Annotated in this window: 21 protein-coding genes; 20 read left to right on the forward strand and 1 reads right to left on the reverse strand. The window is 68.2% G+C overall.

The genetic code is table 11. The features are described from left to right. Positions 1-126 precede the first annotated feature (126 nt). Positions 127-627 carry a B-4DMT family transporter gene (locus EF294_RS00800; RefSeq protein WP_123925120.1) on the reverse strand — a complete coding sequence of 167 codons (501 nt, stop codon included), beginning with the start codon at positions 625-627 and terminating at the stop codon, positions 127-129. Positions 628-729: 102 nt separating this feature from the next. Between EF294_RS00800 and EF294_RS00805 the strand changes: the two genes are divergently transcribed. The 20 genes from EF294_RS00805 to EF294_RS00900 all read left to right on the forward strand — a co-directional run bounded on the left by EF294_RS00805 (position 730) and on the right by EF294_RS00900 (position 22773). Further along, on the forward strand, positions 730-1836 hold the full coding sequence (locus EF294_RS00805; protein WP_123925121.1) for a M24 family metallopeptidase: 1107 nt from the start codon (positions 730-732) through the stop codon (positions 1834-1836). A 35-nt stretch (positions 1837-1871) separates the two neighbouring features. Further along, a complete protein-coding gene (gene efp / locus EF294_RS00810) occupies positions 1872-2435 on the forward strand; it encodes an elongation factor P (RefSeq protein ID WP_123925122.1) in 564 nt (187 codons plus the stop codon). Between the two features lie 15 nt (positions 2436-2450). Further along, a complete protein-coding gene (gene nusB / locus EF294_RS00815) occupies positions 2451-2918 on the forward strand; it encodes a transcription antitermination factor NusB (protein WP_123925123.1) in 468 nt (155 codons plus the stop codon). A 196-nt stretch (positions 2919-3114) separates the two neighbouring features. Next, positions 3115-3702 (forward strand): bifunctional pyr operon transcriptional regulator/uracil phosphoribosyltransferase PyrR, encoded by a 588-nt coding sequence (gene pyrR, locus EF294_RS00820; protein WP_123925124.1) that lies wholly within the window; start codon positions 3115-3117, stop codon positions 3700-3702. Further along, complete coding sequence (locus EF294_RS00825; RefSeq protein WP_123925125.1) at positions 3702-4652, forward strand: aspartate carbamoyltransferase catalytic subunit; 951 nt, start codon at positions 3702-3704, stop codon at positions 4650-4652. The genes pyrR and EF294_RS00825 overlap by 1 nt, the downstream gene beginning before the upstream one ends. Beyond that, the gene (locus tag EF294_RS00830; protein ID WP_123925126.1) at positions 4649-5959 is read left to right on the forward strand and encodes a dihydroorotase; all 1311 of its coding nucleotides are present in this window, start codon (positions 4649-4651) and stop codon (positions 5957-5959) included. Before EF294_RS00825 ends, EF294_RS00830 begins: the two co-directional genes overlap by 4 nt. Then, positions 5956-6522, forward strand: coding sequence for a PH-like domain-containing protein (locus tag EF294_RS00835; protein ID WP_123925127.1), 567 nt, complete (start codon positions 5956-5958; stop codon positions 6520-6522). Before EF294_RS00830 ends, EF294_RS00835 begins: the two co-directional genes overlap by 4 nt. Beyond that, positions 6519-7688, forward strand: a complete 1170-nt coding sequence (gene carA, locus EF294_RS00840) for a glutamine-hydrolyzing carbamoyl-phosphate synthase small subunit (protein WP_123925128.1) — start codon at positions 6519-6521, stop codon at positions 7686-7688. The genes EF294_RS00835 and carA overlap by 4 nt, the downstream gene beginning before the upstream one ends. After that, the gene (gene carB / locus EF294_RS00845) at positions 7688-11038 is read left to right on the forward strand and encodes a carbamoyl-phosphate synthase large subunit (protein ID WP_123925129.1); all 3351 of its coding nucleotides are present in this window, start codon (positions 7688-7690) and stop codon (positions 11036-11038) included. Before carA ends, carB begins: the two co-directional genes overlap by 1 nt. Beyond that, positions 11035-11856, forward strand: a complete 822-nt coding sequence (gene pyrF / locus EF294_RS00850) for an orotidine-5'-phosphate decarboxylase (protein WP_123925130.1) — start codon at positions 11035-11037, stop codon at positions 11854-11856. Before carB ends, pyrF begins: the two co-directional genes overlap by 4 nt. 23 nt (positions 11857-11879) lie before the next feature. Further along, positions 11880-12518, forward strand: coding sequence for a response regulator (locus EF294_RS00855; protein WP_123925131.1), 639 nt, complete (start codon positions 11880-11882; stop codon positions 12516-12518). A 47-nt stretch (positions 12519-12565) separates the two neighbouring features. Beyond that, positions 12566-13837 carry a sensor histidine kinase gene (locus EF294_RS00860; RefSeq protein ID WP_123925132.1) on the forward strand — a complete coding sequence of 424 codons (1272 nt, stop codon included), beginning with the start codon at positions 12566-12568 and terminating at the stop codon, positions 13835-13837. Positions 13838-14328: 491 nt separating this feature from the next. Then, entirely contained in the window at positions 14329-14643 is a 315-nt protein-coding gene (mihF, locus tag EF294_RS00865) for an integration host factor, actinobacterial type (protein WP_006370261.1), read from the forward strand. Between the two features lie 26 nt (positions 14644-14669). Then, on the forward strand, positions 14670-15260 hold the full coding sequence (gene gmk / locus EF294_RS00870) for a guanylate kinase (protein WP_123925133.1): 591 nt from the start codon (positions 14670-14672) through the stop codon (positions 15258-15260). A 100-nt stretch (positions 15261-15360) separates the two neighbouring features. After that, positions 15361-15660: a DNA-directed RNA polymerase subunit omega gene (gene rpoZ, locus EF294_RS00875; RefSeq protein ID WP_123925134.1), complete on the forward strand. Its 300-nt coding sequence runs from the start codon at positions 15361-15363 to the stop codon at positions 15658-15660. Between the two features lie 18 nt (positions 15661-15678). Continuing rightward, entirely contained in the window at positions 15679-16974 is a 1296-nt protein-coding gene (coaBC, locus tag EF294_RS00880; RefSeq protein ID WP_123925135.1) for a bifunctional phosphopantothenoylcysteine decarboxylase/phosphopantothenate--cysteine ligase CoaBC, read from the forward strand. A gap of 70 nt (positions 16975-17044) precedes the next feature. Further along, on the forward strand, positions 17045-18256 hold the full coding sequence (metK, locus tag EF294_RS00885) for a methionine adenosyltransferase (RefSeq protein ID WP_123925136.1): 1212 nt from the start codon (positions 17045-17047) through the stop codon (positions 18254-18256). An 8-nt stretch (positions 18257-18264) separates the two neighbouring features. Beyond that, positions 18265-20295 carry a primosomal protein N' gene (locus EF294_RS00890; RefSeq protein WP_123925137.1) on the forward strand — a complete coding sequence of 677 codons (2031 nt, stop codon included), beginning with the start codon at positions 18265-18267 and terminating at the stop codon, positions 20293-20295. 55 nt (positions 20296-20350) lie between these two features. Beyond that, positions 20351-21286: a methionyl-tRNA formyltransferase gene (gene fmt / locus EF294_RS00895; protein WP_185090890.1), complete on the forward strand. Its 936-nt coding sequence runs from the start codon at positions 20351-20353 to the stop codon at positions 21284-21286. Then, complete coding sequence (locus tag EF294_RS00900) at positions 21283-22773, forward strand: RsmB/NOP family class I SAM-dependent RNA methyltransferase (protein ID WP_123925139.1); 1491 nt, start codon at positions 21283-21285, stop codon at positions 22771-22773. Before fmt ends, EF294_RS00900 begins: the two co-directional genes overlap by 4 nt. Positions 22774-23218: the final 445 nt, after the last annotated feature.

Genomic DNA, 23218 nt, shown 5'->3' on the forward strand with positions numbered 1-23218 from the left:
CGAGTAGTGCGCGTTGATGCGCAATCTACCCTTCGACGACACTCTCGGGAATCGCCCGTTGCCTGGCGGGCCGGCTTCGCCGCTAAGTGAGTCGCCGCACGTTGCCCGAGGACCGGACGAGGTGCGTCAGACCCGCTCGATCTGCTCGGTCGGCTGCGCGTCGGGGTGTACCGACCAGTCGTCGTCTTGTGCGTTCTTGCGCTGATCGCGGCGCATCAGCCAGCGACCCACCGCCGCGCCGACGAACGCCGGGACAAAGATCAGCAGCGCGGTGAACGAGCCACCGGCGATCAGTTCGACCCACAGGCTGGCCTGACCGATCCCGGCGAAGACGAAACTGCCCAGGAGCCACGAGATGAGACCCGCGACGACACCTGCGAAAACGCCGGCCTTGAGCCAGCGGACGGTCAGATCCTCGTAATCGTCGGGATCGAGGTTGGCCCGCGCGTCGGCGATGCCGTCGATTCCGCCCCAGACCAGGGACACCAGCACGACCGCCGCGACCGCGATCGTCTTCCACACCGTGGAGTGCAGGGGAGCGTGGATGATGGCCAGTCCGAGTGCCACTCGGGCCGCGACGTGTACCGCGGTCATGACGACTCCGCGCAGCAACCAGGAGGAGAACATGCCGATCACGTTACTAGAGGGTCAGCACATCCAGTGCTCTTGGCCACACTTTGCGTCAAGTCGTCCGCCCGGTGCCGAAACGTGTCCGGCTAGCGTGAACCGATGACCCCTACACATGACTACGCTGGTCGTCGTGATCGGCTGCGTGACCTGATCGGTGGCGGTGACCATGCCGTCGATGCCTTCCTGGTCGGCGATCTCACCAACATGCGCTACCTGACCGGGTTCACCGGCTCCAACGGCGCGGTGTTGATCTCGGCCTCGGGTCCGGCGGGTGACCGGATCTGCACCGACGGCCGCTATCAGACCCAGGTCCGTGAGCAAGCCGGTGACCTCGATGCCGTCCTCGCCCGAGACTGTCCACCGGCACTGCTGCGCGTCGCCGCCGACGCCGAGGCGCGCCGAATCGGTTTCGAGGCCGATGCGCTCACGGTCGCCGAGCACCGGGCCCTCGATGCGGACGCACCCGATGGTGTCGAACTCATCGGCCGGACCGGCCTGGTCCAGGGCCTACGGGAGATCAAGGATGCCGGGGAGATCGCACTGCTGCGGCAAGCCTGCCGGATCGGCGACGAGGCACTTGCGGCGCTGATCTACGGCGGGGGCTTACGGGCGGGTGCCACCGAGCGAGAGGTCGCCCGTGCCCTGGAGTGGGAGATGTACCGCCACGGTGCAGATGCGGTGGCCTTCGAGACGATCGTCGCCGCCGGCGCCCACTCGGCGATCCCACACCATCGCCCCACCCATGACGTGCTCGCCGACGGCGACTTCGTCAAGATCGACTTCGGTGCGGTGTTCGGTGGTTACCACTCGGACATGACCCGGACCTTCGTGCTCGGTCACGCCGCGCCGTGGCAGCGTGAGATATACGAGCTCGTCGCCACCGCGCAGGCGGCCGGGCGCGCGGCGCTGCACCCGGGCGCAGACCTGCGCGTGGTGGACGCCGCGGCCAGGGTGGTGATCGCCGACGCCGGTCACGCGGAGAACTACGTGCACGGTCTCGGACACGGAGTTGGCCTCGAAATCCACGAAGCGCCCGGAATCGGCAAGCTCGCAACAGGTACACTGCCATGCGGCGCAGCGGTGACCGTGGAACCTGGGGTCTACCTCCCGGGCCGAGGTGGAGTCAGGATTGAGGACACCCTCGTCGTCACCGACGGCGATCCGGAGCTGCTGACCGCCAGCGACAAGACATTCACCGTCATCTGACGGTTCTCGACGTCAAGAAGGAAGAGACGACGCATATGGCGACCACCGCCGATTTCAAGAACGGCCTCGTGCTGCGCATGGATGACCAGCTCTGGCAGATCCTGGAGTTCCAGCACGTCAAGCCCGGCAAGGGTCCGGCCTTCGTGCGCACCAAGATCAAGAACATCCTGTCGGGCAAGACCGTCGACAAGACCTTCAACGCCGGGGTCAAGGTGGAGACCGCGACCGTCGACCGTCGTGACATGACCTACCTCTACAACGACGGCACCGACTACGTCTTCATGGACGCCCAGGACTACGAGCAGTACTCGCTCGCGCCGGCAACCGTCGGTGACGGCGCGCGGTTCCTGTTGGAGAACATGACCGTGCAGGTCTCGCTCAACGACGGCACCCCGCTGTTCGTCGAGCTGCCGGTCACCGTCGAGCTCGAGGTCACCCACACCGATCCGGGCCTGCAGGGCGACCGCTCCACCGGTGGCACCAAGCCGGCCACCGTGGAGACCGGTACCGAGATCGCGGTTCCGCTGTTCATCAACACCGGCGACAAACTGAAGATCGACTCGCGCGACGGCAGTTACCTCGGCCGCGTCAACAACTAGCGAGATCCCCAACACGTGAAGCAGCCCGGAACCCGACACAAGGCGCGTCGCCGCGCCATCGACCTGCTGTTCGAGGCGGAGGCCAAGGACGTCAGCCCGGCCGAACTCATCGCCGAACGGCGGGAGCTGGTCCGTACCGACGAGAGTGTCGGACAGATCCACCCTTACACCGCACGGGTCATCGACGGTCTGGTGGCCGACCAGGCGCAGATCGATGCGGTCATCTCCTCGCACCTGAAGGGCTGGACCCTGGCCCGGTTGCCGGCGGTGGACCGGGCGATCCTACGCCTGGCCACGTGGGAGTTGTTCCACGCCACCGACGTCGACCCGGTCGTCGTGGTCGATGAGGCGGTCGAACTCGCGAAGGAACTGTCCACCGACGACTCGCCCGCCTTCGTCAACGGGGTGCTGCAGACGATCGCCGACCTTGCTCCGCAGGTGCGGGCCGCGCAGGCGGCGGGATCGGATCGCGACAGCCACTGAGCCGCCGCGGCCCGAGTCCACTGAGCCGCCGCGGCCCGAGTCCACTGAGCCGGCACGGCCCGAGTCCACTGAGCCGGCACGGCCCGAGTCCGGTTCGGCCCGAGTCCGGTTCGGCCCACATGATCCCGGCGTGTAGTCTTGGCCGCGACAGACATCCTTTAACGATCCGTCCCGTGAGGCGGAGAAGGAGGTCGGCGTGGTCACGCCCACCGACGGTACCCCCTCGGGTAGACGAGTTCTCCTTGACGCCGGGGACGTCTCGCGGACCATCGCCCGCGTCGCGCACCAGGTGATCGAAAAGAATGCGCTGGACGCCCCCGACGCCCGCCGCGTCATCATCATCGGCATTCCCACTCGTGGCACCACTCTCGCCGACCGCTTGGCCGTCAAGATCGGAGAGTTCGCCGGACGCGAGATCCCCGTCGGCTATCTCGACATCACCCTGTATCGCGACGATCTGCGCGACAAACCCCACCGTCCTCTCGAGCGCACGATGGTGCCGCCCGGCGGCGTCGACCACGCGATCGTGATCCTCGTCGACGATGTCCTGTACTCCGGTCGTACGGTGCGGGCCGCGCTCGACGCCCTGCGCGACCTCGGCCGCCCCGACGCGGTGCAACTCGCCGTCCTCATCGATCGTGGTCACCGCGAATTGCCCTTGCGTGCCGACTATGTCGGCAAGAACATTCCGACCTCACGCGAGGAGAGCGTGGCCGTGCACCTCGTTGAGCACGACGGGCTCGACGAGGTCGTGCTGAGCGCGGCCGGGGCGGGGGAGCGCTGATGCGGCACCTGCTGTCCACCGAGGGCCTGTCGTCGGCGCAGGCCACCGAGTTGCTCGACGAGGCCGAACGCTTCGAGCAGGCACTGACCGGACGTGAGGTCCGCAAGCTGCCGACGTTGCGCGGGCGCACGGTGATGACGGTCTTCTACGAGAACTCCACCCGCACTCGGGTGTCCTTCGAGACCGCAGGGAAATGGATGAGCGCCGACGTGATCAACGTCTCGGCTTCGAGTTCCTCGGTCGGCAAGGGCGAGTCGCTACGAGACACCGCGATGACCCTGCGCGCCATCGGCGCCGACGCGCTGATCGTTCGGCATCCGGCTTCGGGTGCGGCACAACAGATCGCGCAGTGGACCGAGGGTCGCGACGGCACCGGTCCGTCGGTGATCAACGCCGGCGACGGTATGCACGAACACCCCACGCAAGCGCTGCTCGACGCACTCACGCTCCGTCAACGGCTCGGCTCGCTTCAGGATCGCCGCGTCGCGATCGTTGGCGACATCCTGCACTCTCGGGTGGCCCGCTCCAACGCGCATCTGCTTTCGACCCTCGGTGCGGAGGTGGTGCTGGTCGCGCCACCGACACTGCTGCCGGTGGGCGTCGAGGCCTGGCCGGTGACCGTGTCGAGCGACTTCGACGCCGAACTCCCGGCGGTCGACGCGGTGATGATGCTGCGCGTCCAGGCCGAACGCATGAACGGCGGTTTCTTCCCCAGCGCACGCGAATACTCGGTGCGCTACGGGCTTTCCGAGAGGCGCATGGGGCTACTCGGTGACGACGCGGTGATCCTGCACCCGGGACCGATGTTGCGCGGCATGGAGATCGGTTTCTCGGTCGCCGACGCTCCCGCGGCGACGGTCTTGGAACAGGTACGCAATGGAGTCCATGTGCGGATGGCGGTGCTGTTCCGCTTGCTCGTCGGGACCGAACAGTCAGGAGTATCACAGTGAGCGCCCCGAGGAACATCGGAACTGTTGTCCTGCAACAGGTTCGGCCGTACGGCGAGGAACTGGTCGACGTGGTCGTCGTCGACGGTGTGATCACCGCGATCGGGACCTCGGTGACGGTGCCCGAGGGGGTCGAGTGCATCGACGGGGCCGGTGCCGTACTCCTGCCTGGCTTCGTCGATTTGCATACCCACTTGCGGGAGCCGGGCCGGGAGGACACCGAGACCATCCGCACCGGCTCGAGGGCCGCGGCGCTCGGTGGCTACACGGCGGTGTTCGCGATGGCCAACACAGACCCGGTCGCCGACAACTCGACGATCACCGACAACGTGTGGCGTATCGGGCGCGAGGTGGGCCTGGTCGATGTTCACCCGGTCGGGGCGGTCACCGTTGGGCTGGGCGGTGAACAACTCGCCGAGATGGGAATGATGGCGGCCGGCGTCGCGGGTGTGCGCATGTTCAGCGATGACGGCACATGCGTCCACGACCCGCTGATCATGCGCCGCGCTCTCGACTACGCCACCGGACTCGGAGTGCTGATAGCCCAGCATGCCGAGGAGCCGCGACTGACCAAGGGTGCTGTCGCCCACGAGGGACCGAACGCCGCACGGCTGGGCTTGACCGGATGGCCTCGCGCCGCCGAGGAATCGATCGTGGTGCGCGATGCGCTGCTCGCGCGAGACGCCGGGGCGAGAGTGCACATCTGCCACGCCTCCACCGAGGGCACCGTCGAGTTGGTGCGGTGGGCCAAGGAACAGGGCATCTCCATCACCGCCGAGGTCACCCCGCATCACCTGCTGCTCACCGACGAACGGCTGGCGACCTACGACGCGGTCAACAAGGTGAACCCGCCGCTGCGGGAGGCCCGCGACACCGCCGCGCTGGTGCGGGCGCTGGCCGACGGCATCGTCGACTGCGTGGCCACCGATCACGCGCCACATGCCGCACAGGATAAGTGCTGCGAGTTCGCCCTGGCCAAACCGGGCATGCTCGGGCTCGAGACGGCGTTGCCGATCATCGTGACGACCATGGTCGAACCCGGATTGCTGGACTGGCGCGGGGTCGCCCGGGTGATGAGCGAACGGCCCGCGCAGATCGTCGGACTCACCGATCAGGGTCGTCCCATTGCCGTCGGCGAACCGGCCAACCTGACCCTGATCGACCCGGACTCGCCGTGGGTCGTGCGGGGAGACGAGCTGGCCAGTCTCTCGTCGAACACGCCGTACGAGGAGATGACGATGCCGGCGCGGGTGATCGCCACGCTGCTGCGGGGGGTCGTCACCGCCCGCGACGGGCAGGCGAGCGCATGACTGAGATCGTCCTCGACCTGATCATCGTGATCGTCGTGCTGGCCGCGTGGCTGGCGCTGGTGGCCCTGTTGCTGCGGGGCTGGCGTAATCGAGGCCGGCGTCAGGCCGACGCGATCGGCGAGATCCCGGTGTTCCCCGACGATCCGGGTACCGCGCTCCTCGGCCCGGATTCCGGACTGTACCTCGGTGCCACCCTCGCACCGAGCTGGCAAAATCGGGTCGCCGTCGGCGATTTCGGGGATCGTGCCGCCGCCGACCTCTCGGCGTTCACCGACGGCATCGGCATCGAGCGCGCCGGCGCGTCCACGATCTGGATACCGCGGTCGGCGATCACCGCGGTCCGCACCGAGAACGGCCACGCCGGGAAGGTGATGGGCCGCGGCGGCGTGCTGGTGATCCGCTGGACACTGCCGTCGGGAACCGAGATCGACTCCGGCTTTCGCGCCGACGACAAAGCCGTCTACCCGCCGTGGATCGCCGAATTCACCGCAGCACCGGCCCCCAGTGACACCCCGGCCCACTTGACGACACTGACCGAAACCGAACAGGGGAAAGATCAATGACCACAGCGGTTCTGGTGCTCGAGAACGGTCAGGTATTCACCGGGCAGCCCTACGGAGCCACCGGCGAGACGCTCGGTGAGGCCGTGTTCTGCACCGCGATGACCGGATACCAGGAGACCCTGACCGACCCCAGCTATCACCGTCAGATCGTGGTGGCCACCGCACCGCAGATCGGCAACACCGGATGGAACACCGAGGACGGCGAATCGACCGGCAGCGCCGGCAGTGACGGCATCGACGGTGACTCCGGCAAGATCTGGGTGGCAGGTTATGCGATCCGCAATCCCACACGGCGCGTGTCGAATTGGCGGGCCACGTCGAGCCTCGAGGAGGAACTCACCCGCCAGGGCGTGGTCGGTATCGCGGGCATCGACACCCGCACGGTGGTGCGCATCCTGCGTGACCACGGATCGATGCGTGCCGGGGTGTTCTCCGGGCCGGCGCTCGCCTCGACCGAGGAGATGCTCGGGCGGGTACGCAGCCAGCCGTCGATGACGGGCGCCGACCTCGCCGGCGAGGTGTCCACCGACCGCGGCTATCTCGTCGAGCCCGCGCGGCAAGCGCGACTGACCGTTGCCGCCATCGATCTGGGTATCAAGACCAACACCCCTCGGATGTTTGCCCAGCGCGGCGTGGCGGTGCATGTGCTGCCCTCCGACACGCCCTTCGCGGCCATCCGCGAACTGCGGCCCGACGGGGTGTTCCTGTCCAACGGACCCGGCGACCCGGCTACCGCCGATGCTGCCGTAGCGCTGACCCGTGAGGTCCTCGGAGCGGATCTGCCACTGTTCGGGATCTGCTTCGGCAATCAGATCCTCGGGCGGGCGCTGGGCCGCTCCACCTACAAGATGGCCTTCGGACACCGGGGGATCAACATCCCGGTCATCGACCACGCCACCGGCACGGTGTCGATCACGTCGCAGAATCACGGGTTCGCTCTCGAGGGTGAGGCCGGCGAGGAGTTCGACACCGACTTCGGCCGGGCCCGTGTCAGTCACACCTGCGCCAACGACGGGACTGTCGAGGGTGTCGAATTGCTCTCGGGCCGTGCGTTTTCGGTGCAGTACCACCCGGAGGCCGCGGCCGGACCCCACGATGCCGCCTACCTCTTCGATAAATTCGTCACCCTGCTCGAGGGTGACCGCGCCAACGGAACGAGGGCCTGATGCCGCGCCGTACCGACCTCTCACACGTCCTGGTGATCGGTTCCGGACCGATCGTGATCGGCCAGGCCTGCGAGTTCGACTACTCCGGCACCCAGGCGTGCCGTGTCCTCAAGTCCGAGGGCCTACGCGTGAGCCTGGTGAACTCCAACCCGGCCACGATCATGACCGATCCGGAGTTCGCCGACGCCACCTACATCGAGCCGATCACCGCCGAGTACGTCGAGAAGGTCATCGAGGCCGAACGCGACGCCGGACACCCGATCGACGCCGTGCTGGCCACTCTCGGTGGTCAGACGGCATTGAACACTGCTGTGGCACTGCATGATCGGGGCTCGCTGGACAAGTACGGCATCGAGCTGATCGGCGCCGACTTCGATGCCATTCAGCGAGGTGAGGACCGGCAGATGTTCAAGGACATCGTCGCCAAGGTCGGCGGAGAGAGCGCCCGCTCGGCCGTCTGCCACACCATGGAGCAAGTGCGCGAGACCGTCGCCGAACTCGGCTATCCGGTGGTGGTGCGACCCTCGTTCACCATGGGCGGCCTCGGGTCGGGCATGGCCTATGACGAGAACGACCTCGAGCGCATCGCCGGTGGTGGACTCGCCGCGTCACCGACGGCGAATGTGCTCATCGAGGAGTCGATCCTGGGGTGGAAGGAATACGAGCTCGAGCTGATGCGCGACAATCGCGACAACGTGGTCGTCATCTGCTCCATCGAGAACCTCGACCCGGTCGGGGTGCACACCGGGGACTCGGTGACCGTGGCGCCGGCGATGACCCTCACCGACCGCGAATACCAGAAGATGCGCGACCTCTCGATCGCCATCCTGCGCGAGGTCGGCGTCGATACCGGCGGCTGCAACATCCAGTTCGCGCAGGACCCCGCCGACGGCCGTCTCGTCGTGATAGAGATGAATCCGCGTGTCTCGCGGTCCTCGGCATTGGCCTCCAAGGCGACGGGATTCCCGATCGCCAAGATCGCCGCGAAGCTCGCGATCGGGTACAGCCTCGACGAGATCACCAACGACATCACCAAAGAGACTCCAGCCTGCTTCGAGCCGACTCTGGACTACGTCGTGGTCAAGGCGCCACGATTCGCGTTCGAGAAGTTCCCCGGCGCCGACGACACACTGACCACCACCATGAAGTCGGTGGGCGAGGCGATGAGTCTGGGCCGGTCGTTCGCCGAGGCGCTGGGCAAGGTGATGCGCTCGCTGGAGACCAAGGCGGCCGGATTCTGGACTGAGCCCAACCGGGCCGACCCGTCGACGGTGGACCTCGAGGCGCTCCTCGAGCAGTTGCGCACCCCCAAGGACGGCCGGCTCTACGGCATCATGCTGGCCTTCGATGCCGGCGCCACCGTCGAGCAGTTGTACGAGGCCACCGCGATCGACCCGTGGTTCCTCGCCGAGATCGGCGGGATCGCGGCGCTGGGCACCGAGATCCGCGACGCCGGGCAGCTGACGGCGGAGTTGCTGCGCGAGGCCAAGTCGACCGGCTTCTCCGATCGCCAGATCGCGGCGCTGCGTTCGGATTTCGCCGACGAGGACGCGGTCCGCGCATTCCGGCAGGCCTTGGGTGTCCGCCCGGTCTACAAGACCGTCGACACGTGTGCGGCCGAATTCGAGGCCAAGACGCCGTACCACTATTCGACCTATGAACTCGATCCGGCGGCGACCAGTGAGATCGCGCCGCAGCCCGATCGGCCCAAGGTCTTGATCCTGGGTTCGGGACCCAACCGCATCGGGCAGGGCATCGAGTTCGACTACTCGTGCGTGCACGCCGCGCTCACACTCAGCGAGGCCGGCTACGAGACCGTCATGGTCAACTGCAACCCGGAGACCGTCTCGACCGACTACGACACCGCCGATCGCCTGTACTTCGAGCCGCTGACCTTTGAGGATGTCCTCGAGGTGTTCCATGCCGAATCGGAGTCGGGTACCGTCGCCGGCGTCATCGTCCAGCTGGGCGGGCAGACCCCGCTCGGGTTGGCCGACCGGCTCGAATCCGCAGGTGTCCCCATCGTCGGGACCAGCCCGGCGGCGATCAATCTCGCCGAGGACCGTGGCGAATTCGGCAAGGTGCTGACCGCAGCAGGACTGCCCGCCCCGGCGTTTGGGACGGCCACCAGCTTCGATGAGGCGCGCGAGACCGCCGCTCGCATCGGCTACCCGGTGCTGGTGCGCCCCTCCTATGTGCTCGGCGGGCGCGGTATGGAGATCGTCTACGACGAGTCGTCTCTGGCCGACTACATCTCGCGTGCAACCGAATTGACACCGGATCATCCCGTGCTGGTGGATCGGTTCCTCGAGGACGCAGTGGAGATCGACGTCGACGCGCTGTGCGACGGCACCGAGGTCTACATCGGCGGGATCATGGAGCACATCGAGGAGGCCGGTATCCACTCCGGCGACTCGGCGTGTGCGCTGCCGCCGATCACCCTCGGTCGCGCCGATCTACAGATGGTGCGCCAGTCCACCGAGGCGCTGGCCAAGGGGATCGGGGTGCGCGGCCTGCTCAACGTCCAGTACGCCCTCAAGGACGACATCCTCTATGTGCTCGAGGCCAACCCCCGCGCCAGCCGGACGGTGCCCTTTGTTTCCAAGGCGACCGCGGTACCCCTGGCCAAGGCGTGTGCCCGTGTCATGCTGGGCACCTCCATAGCCGAGCTGCGCGATCAGGGCATTCTCGCCGCCGACGGTGACGGTGGCCACGCACCGGTGCATGCACCGATCGCGGTGAAGGAAGCGGTGTTGCCGTTCAACAGGTTCCGTCGCCACGACGGCACGGGGGTTGACTCGCTGCTCAGTCCGGAGATGAAGTCCACCGGTGAGGTGATGGGCATCGATGCCGATTTCGGTCGGGCCTTCGCCAAGTCGCAGACCGCCGCCTACGGGTCGTTGCCCACCGACGGCGCCGTCTTCGTGTCGGTGGCCAATAAGGACAAGCGGGCGCTACTGTTCCCGGTCAAGCACCTCGCGGACCTCGGATTCACCATCCTGGCCACCGAAGGAACCGCAGAGGTGCTGCGGCGCAACGGTATCGAGTCTCAGACGGTGCGCAAGCATTTCGAGTCGCGGCCGGGGGAGAAGACCATCCTCGACGCTATCCGCGCCGGTGAGGTGGCGATGGTCATCAACACGCCCTACGGCCAGTCCGGCCCGCGAGTCGACGGTTACGAGATCCGCAGTGCCGCCGTGGCCGCCGGAATCCCGTGTATCACCACGGTGCAGGGCGCCAGCGCGGCGGTGCAGGGCATCGAGGCCGCGCGGGGTAACCAGATGGGTGTCAAGGCGCTACAGCGGCGCCACGCGGCCCTGCTGAACGAGCCGGGCGGGACCGAGCAGTGACCGGCTTCGGTCCCCGTTTTCGCACTGCCGTCGCCGCACGGGGGCGGCTGTGTGCGGGGATCGACCCGCACGTCGAACTCCTTCAATCGTGGGGTCTCGAAGCCGATCCGGCAGGACTGGACCGCTTCGCCGACCTCTGTATCGAGGCGTTCGGATCGGTGGCAGCAGTCATCAAACCACAGGTGGCGTTCTTCGAGCCGTTCGGTGCCGCCGGTCTGGCGACCCTCGAACGGGTCATCGCCGGATGCCGGGACGCAGGCGCGCTCGTCCTCGCCGACGCCAAGCGTGGTGACATCGGATCGACGATGTCTGCCTATGCGCGTGCGTGGCTCGACGATTCGTCGCCCCTGGCCTCCGACGCGGTCACCGTCTCTCCGTACCTCGGATTCGGTTCCCTCGCACCGGCTCTCGATGTGGCGCGCCCGGCCGGGCGGGGAGTGTTCGTCCTCGCCCGCACCTCCAACCCGGAGGGTGCGTCGGTGCAACTGGCCGATGCCGATGGGCGATCGGTGGGGCAGCGGATCGTCGACGCGGCGGCGGCGGTCAACACCGACGGTGCGGGCACGGTGGGTGTGGTGGTCGGTGCGACCCGTGCGCACGGCCTCGATCTCACCGCACTCGCCGGTCCCGTCCTGGCCCCGGGCCTCGGCGCCCAGGGAGCACGCGCGGAGGATCTCGGTTCGGTCTTCGCCGAGTCCGACCTCGACTGGCTGCTGCCGGCGAGTTCACGCGGGGTGCTGGGCGCCGGACCCGACATCGGCGCGTTGCGCGCGTCGTTCGAGGCTGCACGTGATGAGGTGGAATCAGCGCTGTCGTGAAGCCGGCGCTCGGAGGAGGCCGTATGAACCGGACCATCAGCGTTGTGGTCGTCGACGATCACCCGTTCTTCCGGGACGGTCTGTCGCGAGGGTTGTCGGCCAGCGGTCGTATCCGGGTGGTCGGGGAGGCCGTGGATGCACCATCGGGGATCGCCTTGATCGGCGAGCTGCTGCCCGACGTCGCCGTCGTCGACTATCAGATGCCCGGTATGACGGGTATCGACCTCGTCCACGCGGTGGCCCGGGACGGAGTCTCCACCAAGGTGCTGCTGCTCTCTGCGGTCACCGACTCGGTGGTCGTCTTCGACGCGCTACGCGAGGGCGCGGCGGGCTACATGTCGAAGGATGCCGACCGCGACGCCGTCGTCGGAGCCGTCGAGCGGGTCGCGCGCGGCGAGACGGTCGTACCACCCGAACTCGCCGCCGGTCTCGTCACCCAGATCCGGGCACACGCCACTCCCGGCGCGCCTACGCTCAGCGAGCGAGAGAGCCAGGTGCTCAACGGTTTCGCGCGAGGCCTGTCCATCCCGCAGATCGCCGCCGAGCTCTACATCGGTGCGTCGACGGTCAAGACACATGCGGGCAACCTCTACCAGAAGCTCGGTGTCTCCGATCGCGCAGCCGCGGTCGCCGAGGGCATGCGCAGGCGCCTCATCGAATGAGTCGGGACACCCGGAGAGTCGGGACACCCGGAGAGTCGGGACATCGAATGACGTGGAGACCTCTCGGGCGGTGGCGGGCACGCGGGTTCACCGCGCCCGGACTCGGTGAACCGGCACTCGACCGCATCCTCTACGAACACGCCCTGCTCGGGTTGCGTGTGCAGGTGGTGGTGCGGCTGACGCTCGCAGTGTTCACGGCGCTCGTCGTCGCACTCGATCCACCCGCGCATCTGTTGGTGCCGACCTGGGCGGTCGTCGGCGCCTACGTGGTGTGGGCGGTGGCCTGCGTCGTGCCGGCACGCCACGCCGGCCGGCGGACGTTGTACTGGGCGTGGCTGGCGCTGCTGGTCGATCTGAGCGCCCTCACCACCGTCGCGTCGTTCGCCGCCGCTTCCGACGACACCAGTTGGACCTCGGACGTGTTGCTCACTGGCTTCGCGCTGCTCCCGATGGCGGCGGCGACGCAGTTGCGGCCGACGGTGTGTGCGGCTATCGCGGTACCGACCGCTCTGGTGTTCTTCGTCACCAGCGCTGCTGCGCGCACGGCCAACGGCGAACCCTGGTCGTCGGTGTCGTTGCACACGATGGTGATCGCCGGTCTCGGACTCGCCGCGGTGCTGCTCTCGCGGGTTTCGCGCTCGCGGGTGATCACCATCGCCTCGCTGGCCCGCGAGCGGGCGCAACTGCTCGAGGACGCGCTGCGCATCGAGGCGCGAGAGCGGCAGGCGCTGGCCGAGGCACTGCATGACGGCGCCCTGCAGTACGTGCTTGGTGCGCGCGCCGGGATGGACGCGGTCCGCCGGGGCGATCCCGTGGCGATCGATCGGGTCGAGGTCGCCCTCGCGGAATCCGGACGGTTGCTGCGGTCGACGTTGACGGCACTGAACCCGGCGGTCCTCGAACATCACGGGTTGGCCGTAGCGGTCACCGAACTCGCCCGCACCACCCAGGAATCCTCGGGAGTGACGGTGCTCGTCGACGCCGCGACGTGGCCGGATGTGGCGACCGCGGTCGACCGGCTGCTGTTCGCCACGGCCCGCGAGCTGCTCACGAACGTAGTCAAACATGCCCGTGCACATCGGGTGGAACTCACACTCGAATACACCGACGGGCATGCGCGGCTGATCGTCGTGGACGACGGGGTCGGCGTCGCCGAGGACGACGTGGCGGGCGAGCGTCTCGACGCCCAGATGGCCACCGGCCACCTCGGGCTCGCCTCGCGCCGGGTTCGGCTGGCCGCCGCAGGCGGATCACTGTCGGTTCGGGCTCGACCCGGCGGCGGGACCGTGGCGATCGCAACGGTCCCGTCAGAGCGCTGAGGTGAATCGCCGAGGCAGCCCCTGCGTGCCGCTCGGCTCCCACGACACGCGCAACGTGCGGGGAATGTTCCGGGCAATTCGACTTGACCACACCCGTCACATCAGTCCCAGAGCTGACGTCGGGGGCCTGGTCAGTCGTCGCCCGATGCGGTCGCCGGATGCTGGTGTTGCACTCGACACACCGCGCTCACCAGCGGTTATGGTCGCAATCATGCGGGTTGATGGGGTAGGGTCATGTCCGGTCGACCCGCCCTCCGGCGGGCGGTCAGCGGGCAACCTACAGCACCGCCCACGCGGCGCTTGGCAGGGGTGGCCCTCGCAAATCCCTGCTCACGTGGGTACGGTCGCTTTCGCCGCACCACATCGGTGAGTGCCGGTCGTGGCGATCCGTCGCAGCGACCCACCGCACGCGCTCACGAGCGGCCACACGCCACCGGGCACCATACGGGTGCCGGTGCAGTCCAGATCGATTACGAAAGACGGAGGAACCCGTGGCGCTTCCCCAGTTGACAGACGAGCAGCGCGCCGCTGCGTTGGAGAAGGCTGCTGCCGCCCGCCGAGCGCGCGCCGAGCTCAAAGAGCGTCTCAAGCGTGGTGGCACCGACCTCAAGCAGGTGCTCAAGGATGCCGAAGATGACGAGATCTTGGGCAAGATGAAGGTCTCGGCCCTGCTCGAGGCCCTGCCGAAGGTCGGCAAGGTCAAGGCGCAGGAAATCATGAACGAGCTGGAGATCGCCCCGACGCGCCGCCTGCGCGGTCTCGGCGATCGTCAGCGCAAGGCGTTGCTCGAAAAGTTCAGCTCCTGACCGAGCGCAACGAACACAGCAGCGTGATGGGCCAGCCCACGCGTACGAGGGGCCGACTGGTGGTACTGGTCGGCCCCTCTGCTGTGGGCAAGTCGACGGTCGTCGCCAGGGTTCGGGAGCTGGTTCCCGACCTGTGGTTCAGCGTCTCGGCGACCACCCGCGATCCCCGCCCCGGCGAGGTCGACGGACGCGATTACCACTTCGTTTCGCGCACCGACTTCGATCGCATGATCGCCGACGGCGAGCTGCTCGAATGGGCAGAGATCCACGGCGGGCTGCAGTGTTCGGGAACGCCGCTACGTCCCGTGGAGCAGGCGCTGGAGTCCGGCGTGCCGGTGTTGCTGGAGGTCGACCTGGTCGGTGCCCGCAATGTGCGACGCCGACTTCACGAGGCGCACCTGGTCTTCCTGGCGCCGCCGAGCTGGGACGAACTGGAATCGCGATTGCGTGGTCGGGGGACTGAAACGCCGGAGGCGATCGATGCCCGACTGGCCACCGCGCGGGCCGAAATGGCTGCTCAGGGCGAGTTCGATCACGTCATCGTCAACTCCCGGGTCGACCGCGCCGCCGACGAATTGGTATCCTTGCTGGTCGGACCCGGAGCAGCGGCGAGCTGACCGCCACAGGCGACGTCGACGCCGGTTCCCGCTCGGACATCAGCCCCACAGAGTTCCCACCGCCACAGACTTTCCACCTCAACATCTCCCAGGAGTTCGCGTGAGCACGCAGACCAGCTTCGACTTGACCGAGATCGCCGACGCGCCGGCGTACGACACCCCGTTGGGGATCACCAACCCGCCGATCGACGACCTTCTCGAGCGCGCCTCGTCGAAGTACGCGCTGGTCATCTACGCAGCCAAGCGCGCCCGGCAGATCAACGACTATTACAACCAGCTCGGCGATGGCATTCTCGAGTACGTCGGCCCGCTCGTCGAGCCGGGTCTGCAGGAGAAGCCTCTGTCGATTGCGATGCGCGAGATTCACTCCGACCTGCTCGAGCACACCGAGGGCGAGTAGAAGCCCGCGGGCTCGCAGATGGCAGCGACGACCGGCCCGACGGCACGGGACCGCAAGCGCATCCTGATCGGCGTCGGCGGTGGCATCGCCGCCTACAAGGTGTGCTCGCTGATCCGGCACTTCACCGAGAAGGGCCACGACGTCCGGGTCGTACCCACTCGCAACGCGCTGAAGTTCGTCGGCGCCGCGACCTTCGAGGCGCTCTCCGGTAACCCGGTCACCACCGAGGTCTTCGACGGCGTCGATGACGTCGTACACGTGCGGCTCGGGCAGGGTGCCGATCTGGTGATCATCGCCCCGGCGACCGCCGATCTGCTCTCCCGCGCCGCGACCGGTCGCGCCGATGACCTGCTCACCGCCTCGCTGCTGGTGGCGACGTGTCCGGTGCTGTTCGTGCCCGCGATGCACACCGAGATGTGGCGTCACCAGGCCACCCAGTCCAACGTCACTACGCTGCGGGAGCGCGGGAACATCGTCATGACGCCCGCCTCAGGCCGGCTCACCGGGACCGACAGCGGACCCGGGCGACTGCCCGAGCCGATGGAGATCGCCCTCATCGGTGAACTCCTACTCGACCGCGCCGACGCGCTGCCGCACGATCTCGCCGGGATACGCGTGCTGATCAGCGCGGGCGGCACCCGTGAGCCGCTCGACCCGGTCCGTTTCCTCGGTAATCACAGCTCCGGCAAACAGGGTTTCGCGCTCGCGCGCGCGGCTGCGCAGCGCGGTGCCGAGGTCACCGTGGTGGCCGGGTCGACAGCCGGGGCCGGTGAACCCGCCGCCGTCGAGGTCGTCCCGATCGACAGCGCGCGTGAACTCGCCGCCGAGATGACACAGCGTGCCGTCGACGCCGATGTGGTCATCATGGCGGCGGCGGTCGCCGACTTCCGGCCGGTGTCCACCGCGGAGTCCAAGATCAAGAAGGGCGACGCGGGGCCGGCGCCGGTCGAGTTGACCACCAATCCCGACATACTGCGCGGACTCGTCGAGGCCCGCGACGCGGGGGCCATCCCTGTCGAGACGGTGATCGTGGGTTTCGCCGCCGAGACCGGCGACGAGACCGGCGGGGTCCTCGACCACGGGCGGACGAAGCTCAAACGCAAGGGATGCGATCTGCTGGTGGTCAACGCCGTGGGAAACGGCAAGGCATTCGGCACCGAGGACAACACCGGGTGGCTGCTGTCGGCGCACGGCGGGGAGACCGCACTGCCGATGGGCACCAAAACACTCATGGCGAGCCGGATCCTTGACGCGATCCGTTCGCTGGTGCCTGATGGATCGGGCACCGCAACGCCCGTCACGCACATGTCATGACCCCTGTGTAGTTTTGTCTACGATGACCGGTGGCGTCCGCATGTCGCCGTCACGACCTCGAGAGGATCTGATGTCCAGCTCTGCGTCCCGCCTTTTCACCAGCGAGTCCGTCACCGAGGGGCACCCGGACAAGATCTGTGACGCGATCAGCGACTCGATCCTCGACGCCATCCTGGATCAGGACCCCAAGGCCCGCGTGGCGGTGGAGACCCTGGTCACCACCGGGCAGGTCCACGTCGCCGGTGAGGTGACGACCAGCGCCTACGTCGACATCCCGGGCATTGTCCGCGGCAAGATCCTCGACATCGGCTACGACTCGTCGACCAAGGGCTTCGACGGTGCGTCGTGCGGTGTGAACGTGGCCATCGGTGCGCAGTCGCCGGACATCGCGGGTGGCGTGTTCAACTCGCACGAGAACCGCAGCGGCATCTCCGAGGACGAGATCGACGCCCAGGGTGCGGGCGACCAGGGCTTGATGTTCGGTTACGCCACCAACGAGACGCCCGAGTACATGCCGGTGCCCATCGCGTTGGCCCATCGCCTGTCGCGCCGCCTGACCGAGGTCCGCAAATCCGGTGCCCTGCCGTATCTGCGCCCCGACGGCAAGACACAGGTCACCATCGAATATGACGGTGACAAGCCGGTCCGGCTCGACACGGTCGTGCTTTCTACCCAGCACGCTGCCGATATCGATCTGGACAACATGCTCACCCCCGACATTCAGAGCCAGGTCGTCGACCCGGTTCTGGCCGAACTCGATCTGCCGGGTCTGACCACCGACGGTTACCGACTGCTGGTGAACCCGACCGGCAAGTTCGTGCTCGGCGGTCCGATGGGCGATGCCGGGCTGACCGGCCGCAAGATCATCGTCGACACCTATGGTGGCATGGCGCGTCACGGTGGTGGCGCATTCTCCGGCAAGGACCCGTCGAAGGTCGACCGCAGCGCCGCCTACGCGATGCGCTGGGTGGCCAAGAACGCGATCACCGCGGGCCTCGCCGACCGCATCGAGGTGCAGGTCGCCTACGCCATTGGCCGCGCCGCCCCGGTGGGCTTGTTCGTCGAGACCTTTGGTACCGAGAAGACCGACCCGGTGGTCATCCGCCGCGCGATCTCCGAGACATTCGACCTGCGTCCGCTGGCGATCATCCGCGACCTGGATCTGCTGCGTCCGATCTATGGACCGACCGCCGCCTATGGCCACTTCGGCCGTACCGACGTCGACCTCCCGTGGGAGCGCACCGACCGCGCCGAGAAGCTCCGCGCGGCAGCCGGACTGTAGTCCCCGCGTTGGCGGCCGGTGGTGACCGTGCCGGGGCCCGAGAGCGCGCGCACTCCGCATCCATTGCCCGCGTCTTGCCGATGCTGGGGCTCGCTCACCTCGACCGGCCATTCGACTACCTGATTGACACCGACCAGGACGACGATGCCGTACCGGGCGTGCGGGTACGAGTCCGCTTCGCCGGCCGGCTCGTCGACGGCTTCCTTCTCGATCGGATCGATGGCTCCGACCACGAGGGACGACTGGGCTGGATCGAACGGATCGTGTCGCCGGAACCGGTGCTCTCGGCCGAGATCGCCCACGTGTGTCGCGCCGTCGCCGACCGGTATGCAGGCACGATGTCCGACGTCCTGCGGCTGGCCGTCCCACCCCGCCACGCGCGCACCGAGGCGCAACCGACCCCCATGCCGAGCACGGAGGTAGCGGCGCCCGACCGCAGTGCCTGGCAGGCATATCGCACCGGCGCGGCGTTTGTGGAGTCATTGGCATCGTCGAGTCCACGCGCGGTGTGGCAAGCCACCCCGGGAGAGAGCTGGCCGCACCGGCTCGCCGATCTGGCCGCGCTGACCGCCGCCGCCGGCCGCGGCGTGGTCATCGTCGTTCCCGACCAACGCGACCTTGATCGGCTTTCGGCGGCCTGCGAGCCGCTGCTTGGCGATCGCTGCGTCACCCTCGCCGCGGGTCTGGGGCCGACCGCCCGCTATCGGCGGTGGCTCGCGGTACGGCGTGGAGGAGCCGACGTCGTCCTCGGCACGCGCAGCGCGATTTTCGCGCCCGTGCACGATCTCGGGTTGATCGCGGTGTGGGACGACGGTGACGACAGCCTCAACGAACCGCGCGCGCCGTATCCGCACCCCCGGGAGGTCGCGGTGCTGCGGGCCCATTACGAGCACGCGGGGTTGGTGATCGGCGGCTACGCGCGCACCGCCGAGGCGCAGGCACTCGTCGCCTCGGGCTGGGCGCACGATCTCGTCGCCGAGCGGGCGGTCATCCGTGAACGTGGTGCCGCGATCGAGGCCATCACCGACGAGGACGTCCGTGTCGCGCGGGACCCGATGGCTCGCACTGCACGTATCCCTGCGGTCGCTTTCGATGCGGCGCGGCGCGCGCTGGCCGCCGACGCGCCAGTGCTGTTCAGTGTCCCGCGGCGCGGCTACATCCCGTCGCTGGCCTGTGCCCGCTGCCGCGAACATGCCCGCTGCCGGGCGTGCCACGGACCGTTGCAGATGGACGTCAACGGATCGTTGTCCTGCCGGTGGTGTGGTCGTCGCGACACCGCCTTCCGATGCCCTGAGTGCGGTGGCACCCGCGTGCGCGCCCTCACCGTCGGCGCCCGCCGGACGGCGGAGGAACTGGGCCGGGCCTTCGCCGGCACGCCGGTCGTCACCAGCGGCGGGACCGGCGTCGTCGACGAGGTGGAGCCGGGACCGCGCGTGGTGGTGGCCACGCCCGGCGCCGAACCGGTCGCGCCGGGCGGTTACGGGGCCGCGGTCATCCTCGATACCTGGGCTCAGCTCGACCGAGCCGATCTGCGGGCCGAAGAAGATGCCGTGCGCCGGTGGATGGCGGTCGGCGCGTTGGTCCGGGCCCGGCGGCAGGGCGGGACGATGGTCATCGTCGCCGACTCGACGCTACATCCGGTACAAGCGCTGATCCGTTGGGACCCGGTCGGTTTCGCCGAGGCCGAACTCGGGCGTCGCATCGACCTCGGCTTCCCGCCCGCGGTCACTATGGCTTCCATCGACGGCCCGGCCGAGCTGGTCACCGGATTCCTCGACCAGATCGAGTTGCCCGACGCTGCCGACACGCTGGGCCCGGTTCCGCTGCCCGTCGGTGTCCGCCCGCCCGCGGGCAGCACCGACTGGGACCGGTCCGACGGTCACGGCGCTCCCGACCAGATCGAACGGATACTGATCCGCACCGACCGCCGCCATGGTCGGCGGCTTGCCGAGGCCTTGCGTGCCGCGCACATCCGACGCAATGCGCAACGCGAGACCGGACCGATCCGGGTCCAGGTCGATCCGCCTACGATCGGATGAGCGCCGCGCACGTCGTGCGCGGATCGAGATGATCGTAGAAGTGGAGGAAACCGGCGTGAGAATCGTGTTCGCGGGAACACCGCAGGTCGCGGTGCCATCACTGCGAGGGCTCGTCGAGGGTTCCGAGCACGACGTCGTCGGCGTCATCTCCCGTCCGGATGCGGTCTCGGGACGCGGCCGCAAGGTGCACCGGTCGCCGGTCGCCGAACTCGCCGACGCCCATGGCATCCCGGTCATCACCCCGCGACGTCTCGGTGAACCCGAGGTCGCCGAGACGCTGCAGCTGTGGGCGCCCGACGCCGGGGCAGTCGTGGCCTACGGCGGACTGGTGCCGCCGTCGCTGCTCGAGCAGCCCACCCACGGCTGGATCAACCTGCATTTCTCGGTCCTGCCCGCATGGCGGGGCGCGGCGCCGGTCCAGGCGGCGATCGCCGCCGGTGATGCCACGACCGGAGCCAGCACCTTCCGGCTCGAGAAGGGCCTCGACACCGGACCGGTCTACGGGGTGCTGACCGAGACCATCCGTGACACCGATAGCAGCGGTGAACTCCTCGACCGTCTCGCCGACGCCGGGGCGGGTCTACTCGTTGACACCTTGTCGGGGATCGAGGCGGGTGCGCTGACGCCGGTGCCGCAGCCGGCCGACGGCGTCAGCCACGCCCCGAAGGTCGAGGTCGACGATGCCCGGGTGCGGTGGGACCTGCCCGCGCACATCATTGATCGCCGCATTCGCGCGCATACGCCGGCACCGGGCGCGTGGACCACCCACGGTGACGTCCGACTCAAACTCGGGCCCGTCACGATCGCGGATCCGACGGCACCCGAGGAGTTGGCGCCGGGTGAGGTCCACGTGACGAAGAAGGCCGTGTTCGTCGGGACGGGGACCACCCCGGTCCGTCTGGGCTCGGTGCAGGCACCAGGGAAGAAGCCGATGTCGGCGACCGACTGGGCTCGGGGCGCCCGCCTCGACGAGGGGAGTGTGCTCGGATGAGCAGACCACGCGGTGACCGCGACGGGACCAACCGCAGCGGGTCCAACCGCGACAGGTCCAACCGCAGCGGGACCGACCGAAGCAACCATCGTTCCGGTCCGGGACGCGGCTCCCGCAACGATCCGAAGGTGCGGGACAAGGCGGTCGATCCGGTCCGCGAGACCGCTCGCGACGTGTTGCGTGCGGTCCGTGAGCGCGACGCCTACGCCAACCTCGTACTGCCGAAGATGTTGCGGGAGCGCCACATCAGCGGTCGAGATGCCGCACTGGCCACCGAACTGACCTATGGTGCCGCACGCGCGCAGGGCATCCTCGACGCGGTTATCGCCGCCGCCGCGAACCGCCCGGTCGACGAGATCGACGGCAGGCTGATCGACGTGCTCCGCCTGGGCGCTTATCAGTTGTTGCGCACCAGGGTCGGTGCCCACGCGGCCGTCGACACCTCGGTGGACCTGGTCCGGTCCGAATCCGGTATCGGGCCCGCCGGATTCGTGAACGCGGTGCTGCGCAAGGTCTCTCAGCGCGACGAGGAGCTGTGGGTCGATCAGCTCGCCCCGTCCATGGCCGACGACCTGGTCGGTCACCTGGCCTTCCGGTATGCGCATCCGCGGTGGATTGCGGAGGTGTTCTACGACGCTCTCGGTGGGTCGTTCGGACAACTGCAGGCCGCGCTCGCCGCCGACGACGAGCGGCCACCGGTGCACCTCGTCGCGCGGCCCGGTTTCATCACGGCCGAGGAACTCGCGCTGACCAGTGGGGGAGAGGTTGGCAGATACTCGCCGTACTGTGTCTACCTGCCCGGCGGCGATCCCGGTGACGTGGAGGCGATCCGGCAGGGCTACGCCGGCGTGCAGGACGAGGGCAGCCAGTTGGTGGCGCGGGCGGTGACCGTGGCCGACATCGGCACCGACGGCGGTCGGTGGCTCGACATGTGTGCCGGGCCCGGCGGCAAGGCCGCCTTGATCGGTGCGCTCGCCGATATCGACAACGCGCACCTCGACGCCATCGAGGTCAGCGAGCATCGCGCCGACCTCATTCGCGGTGTGGTGCGCGATCTCCCGGTCGACGTCCATGTGGCCGATGCGCGCGATGTCACCGCCCACACCGGACTCGAGCCCGGCTTCGACCGAATTCTGCTCGACGCCCCGTGTACCGGCCTGGGATCGTTGCGCCGCCGGCCCGAGGCGCGGTGGCGCCGGCAGCCGACCGATGTTCCCGAACTCGTTGCGCTGCAGCGAGAGTTGCTGACCGAAGCACTGCGATTGGTTCGTCCCGGCGGGGTGGTGCTGTACTCCACGTGCTCCCCGCATCCGGCGGAGACCACCGACCTGGTGTCGAGCGTGCTCGAATCGGTCACGGCCGCACGCCAACTCGATGCGCGGCCGATCGTGGGCGCCACCGAACTCGGCGAGGGTCCGCACGTTCAGTTGTGGCCGCACATCCATGGCACCGACGCGATGTTCCTCGCCGCGCTGACGCGCTCCTGAGACGCGCGAACCGAGGAAGCGGACCGGACAGGGGCAGACGGCGACGCCCTCGGCTGTCGCTGATCGCCATACGCCGACGGCCTCGGTGACAGGGAGCCGGAGTGCGTTGTTGCTGGCAGATGGGGATGCGCTCTCTATCAATCAGTGAAGACTAGAGGCGAGCCGCTCGGTCGGGATCTGACTTTCCATTAATCTAACTCTCGCTTACCTACGTGGGCAGTCCTTCTTTGGACGTGTCGGCCTCGGCCGGGCAGCTCACCACCTGGCGGTGGTTGGTGGTCGTGCCGGGCGGGATGTGACTTGATAGGACCCTGAGTTCCGAGTGCCCCGTCGCTGACAAGTTCGCCCGGTCGGCGTCGGTCATCCAACACCGCACTGTGAGCAATGATGCGAGTGAAGGAGACCGCTCCACAATGACAGCAGTACCGGCCTGTGAGCAAGAGTC

It is taken from the genome of Gordonia oryzae (genome assembly GCF_003797185.1).
Lineage (GTDB): Bacteria > Actinomycetota > Actinomycetes > Mycobacteriales > Mycobacteriaceae > Gordonia > Gordonia oryzae.

Coding starts and splice junctions, on each gene's coding strand:
- EF294_RS00855 (WP_123925131.1), top strand. CDS start 11,880: ATGAACCGGACCATCAGCGTTGTGGTCGTCGACGATCACCCGTTCTTC.
- carA (WP_123925128.1), top strand. CDS start 6,519: ATGACCACAGCGGTTCTGGTGCTCGAGAACGGTCAGGTATTCACCGGG.
- EF294_RS00805 (WP_123925121.1), top strand. CDS start 730: ATGACCCCTACACATGACTACGCTGGTCGTCGTGATCGGCTGCGTGAC.
- metK (WP_123925136.1), top strand. CDS start 17,045: ATGTCCAGCTCTGCGTCCCGCCTTTTCACCAGCGAGTCCGTCACCGAG.
- carB (WP_123925129.1), top strand. CDS start 7,688: ATGCCGCGCCGTACCGACCTCTCACACGTCCTGGTGATCGGTTCCGGA.
- EF294_RS00900 (WP_123925139.1), top strand. CDS start 21,283: ATGAGCAGACCACGCGGTGACCGCGACGGGACCAACCGCAGCGGGTCC.
- coaBC (WP_123925135.1), top strand. CDS start 15,679: ATGGCAGCGACGACCGGCCCGACGGCACGGGACCGCAAGCGCATCCTG.
- EF294_RS00860 (WP_123925132.1), top strand. CDS start 12,566: ATGACGTGGAGACCTCTCGGGCGGTGGCGGGCACGCGGGTTCACCGCG.
- efp (WP_123925122.1), top strand. CDS start 1,872: ATGGCGACCACCGCCGATTTCAAGAACGGCCTCGTGCTGCGCATGGAT.
- gmk (WP_123925133.1), top strand. CDS start 14,670: ATGGGCCAGCCCACGCGTACGAGGGGCCGACTGGTGGTACTGGTCGGC.
- EF294_RS00835 (WP_123925127.1), top strand. CDS start 5,956: ATGACTGAGATCGTCCTCGACCTGATCATCGTGATCGTCGTGCTGGCC.
- EF294_RS00825 (WP_123925125.1), top strand. CDS start 3,702: ATGCGGCACCTGCTGTCCACCGAGGGCCTGTCGTCGGCGCAGGCCACC.
- EF294_RS00800 (WP_123925120.1), bottom strand. CDS start 627: ATGTTCTCCTCCTGGTTGCTGCGCGGAGTCGTCATGACCGCGGTACAC.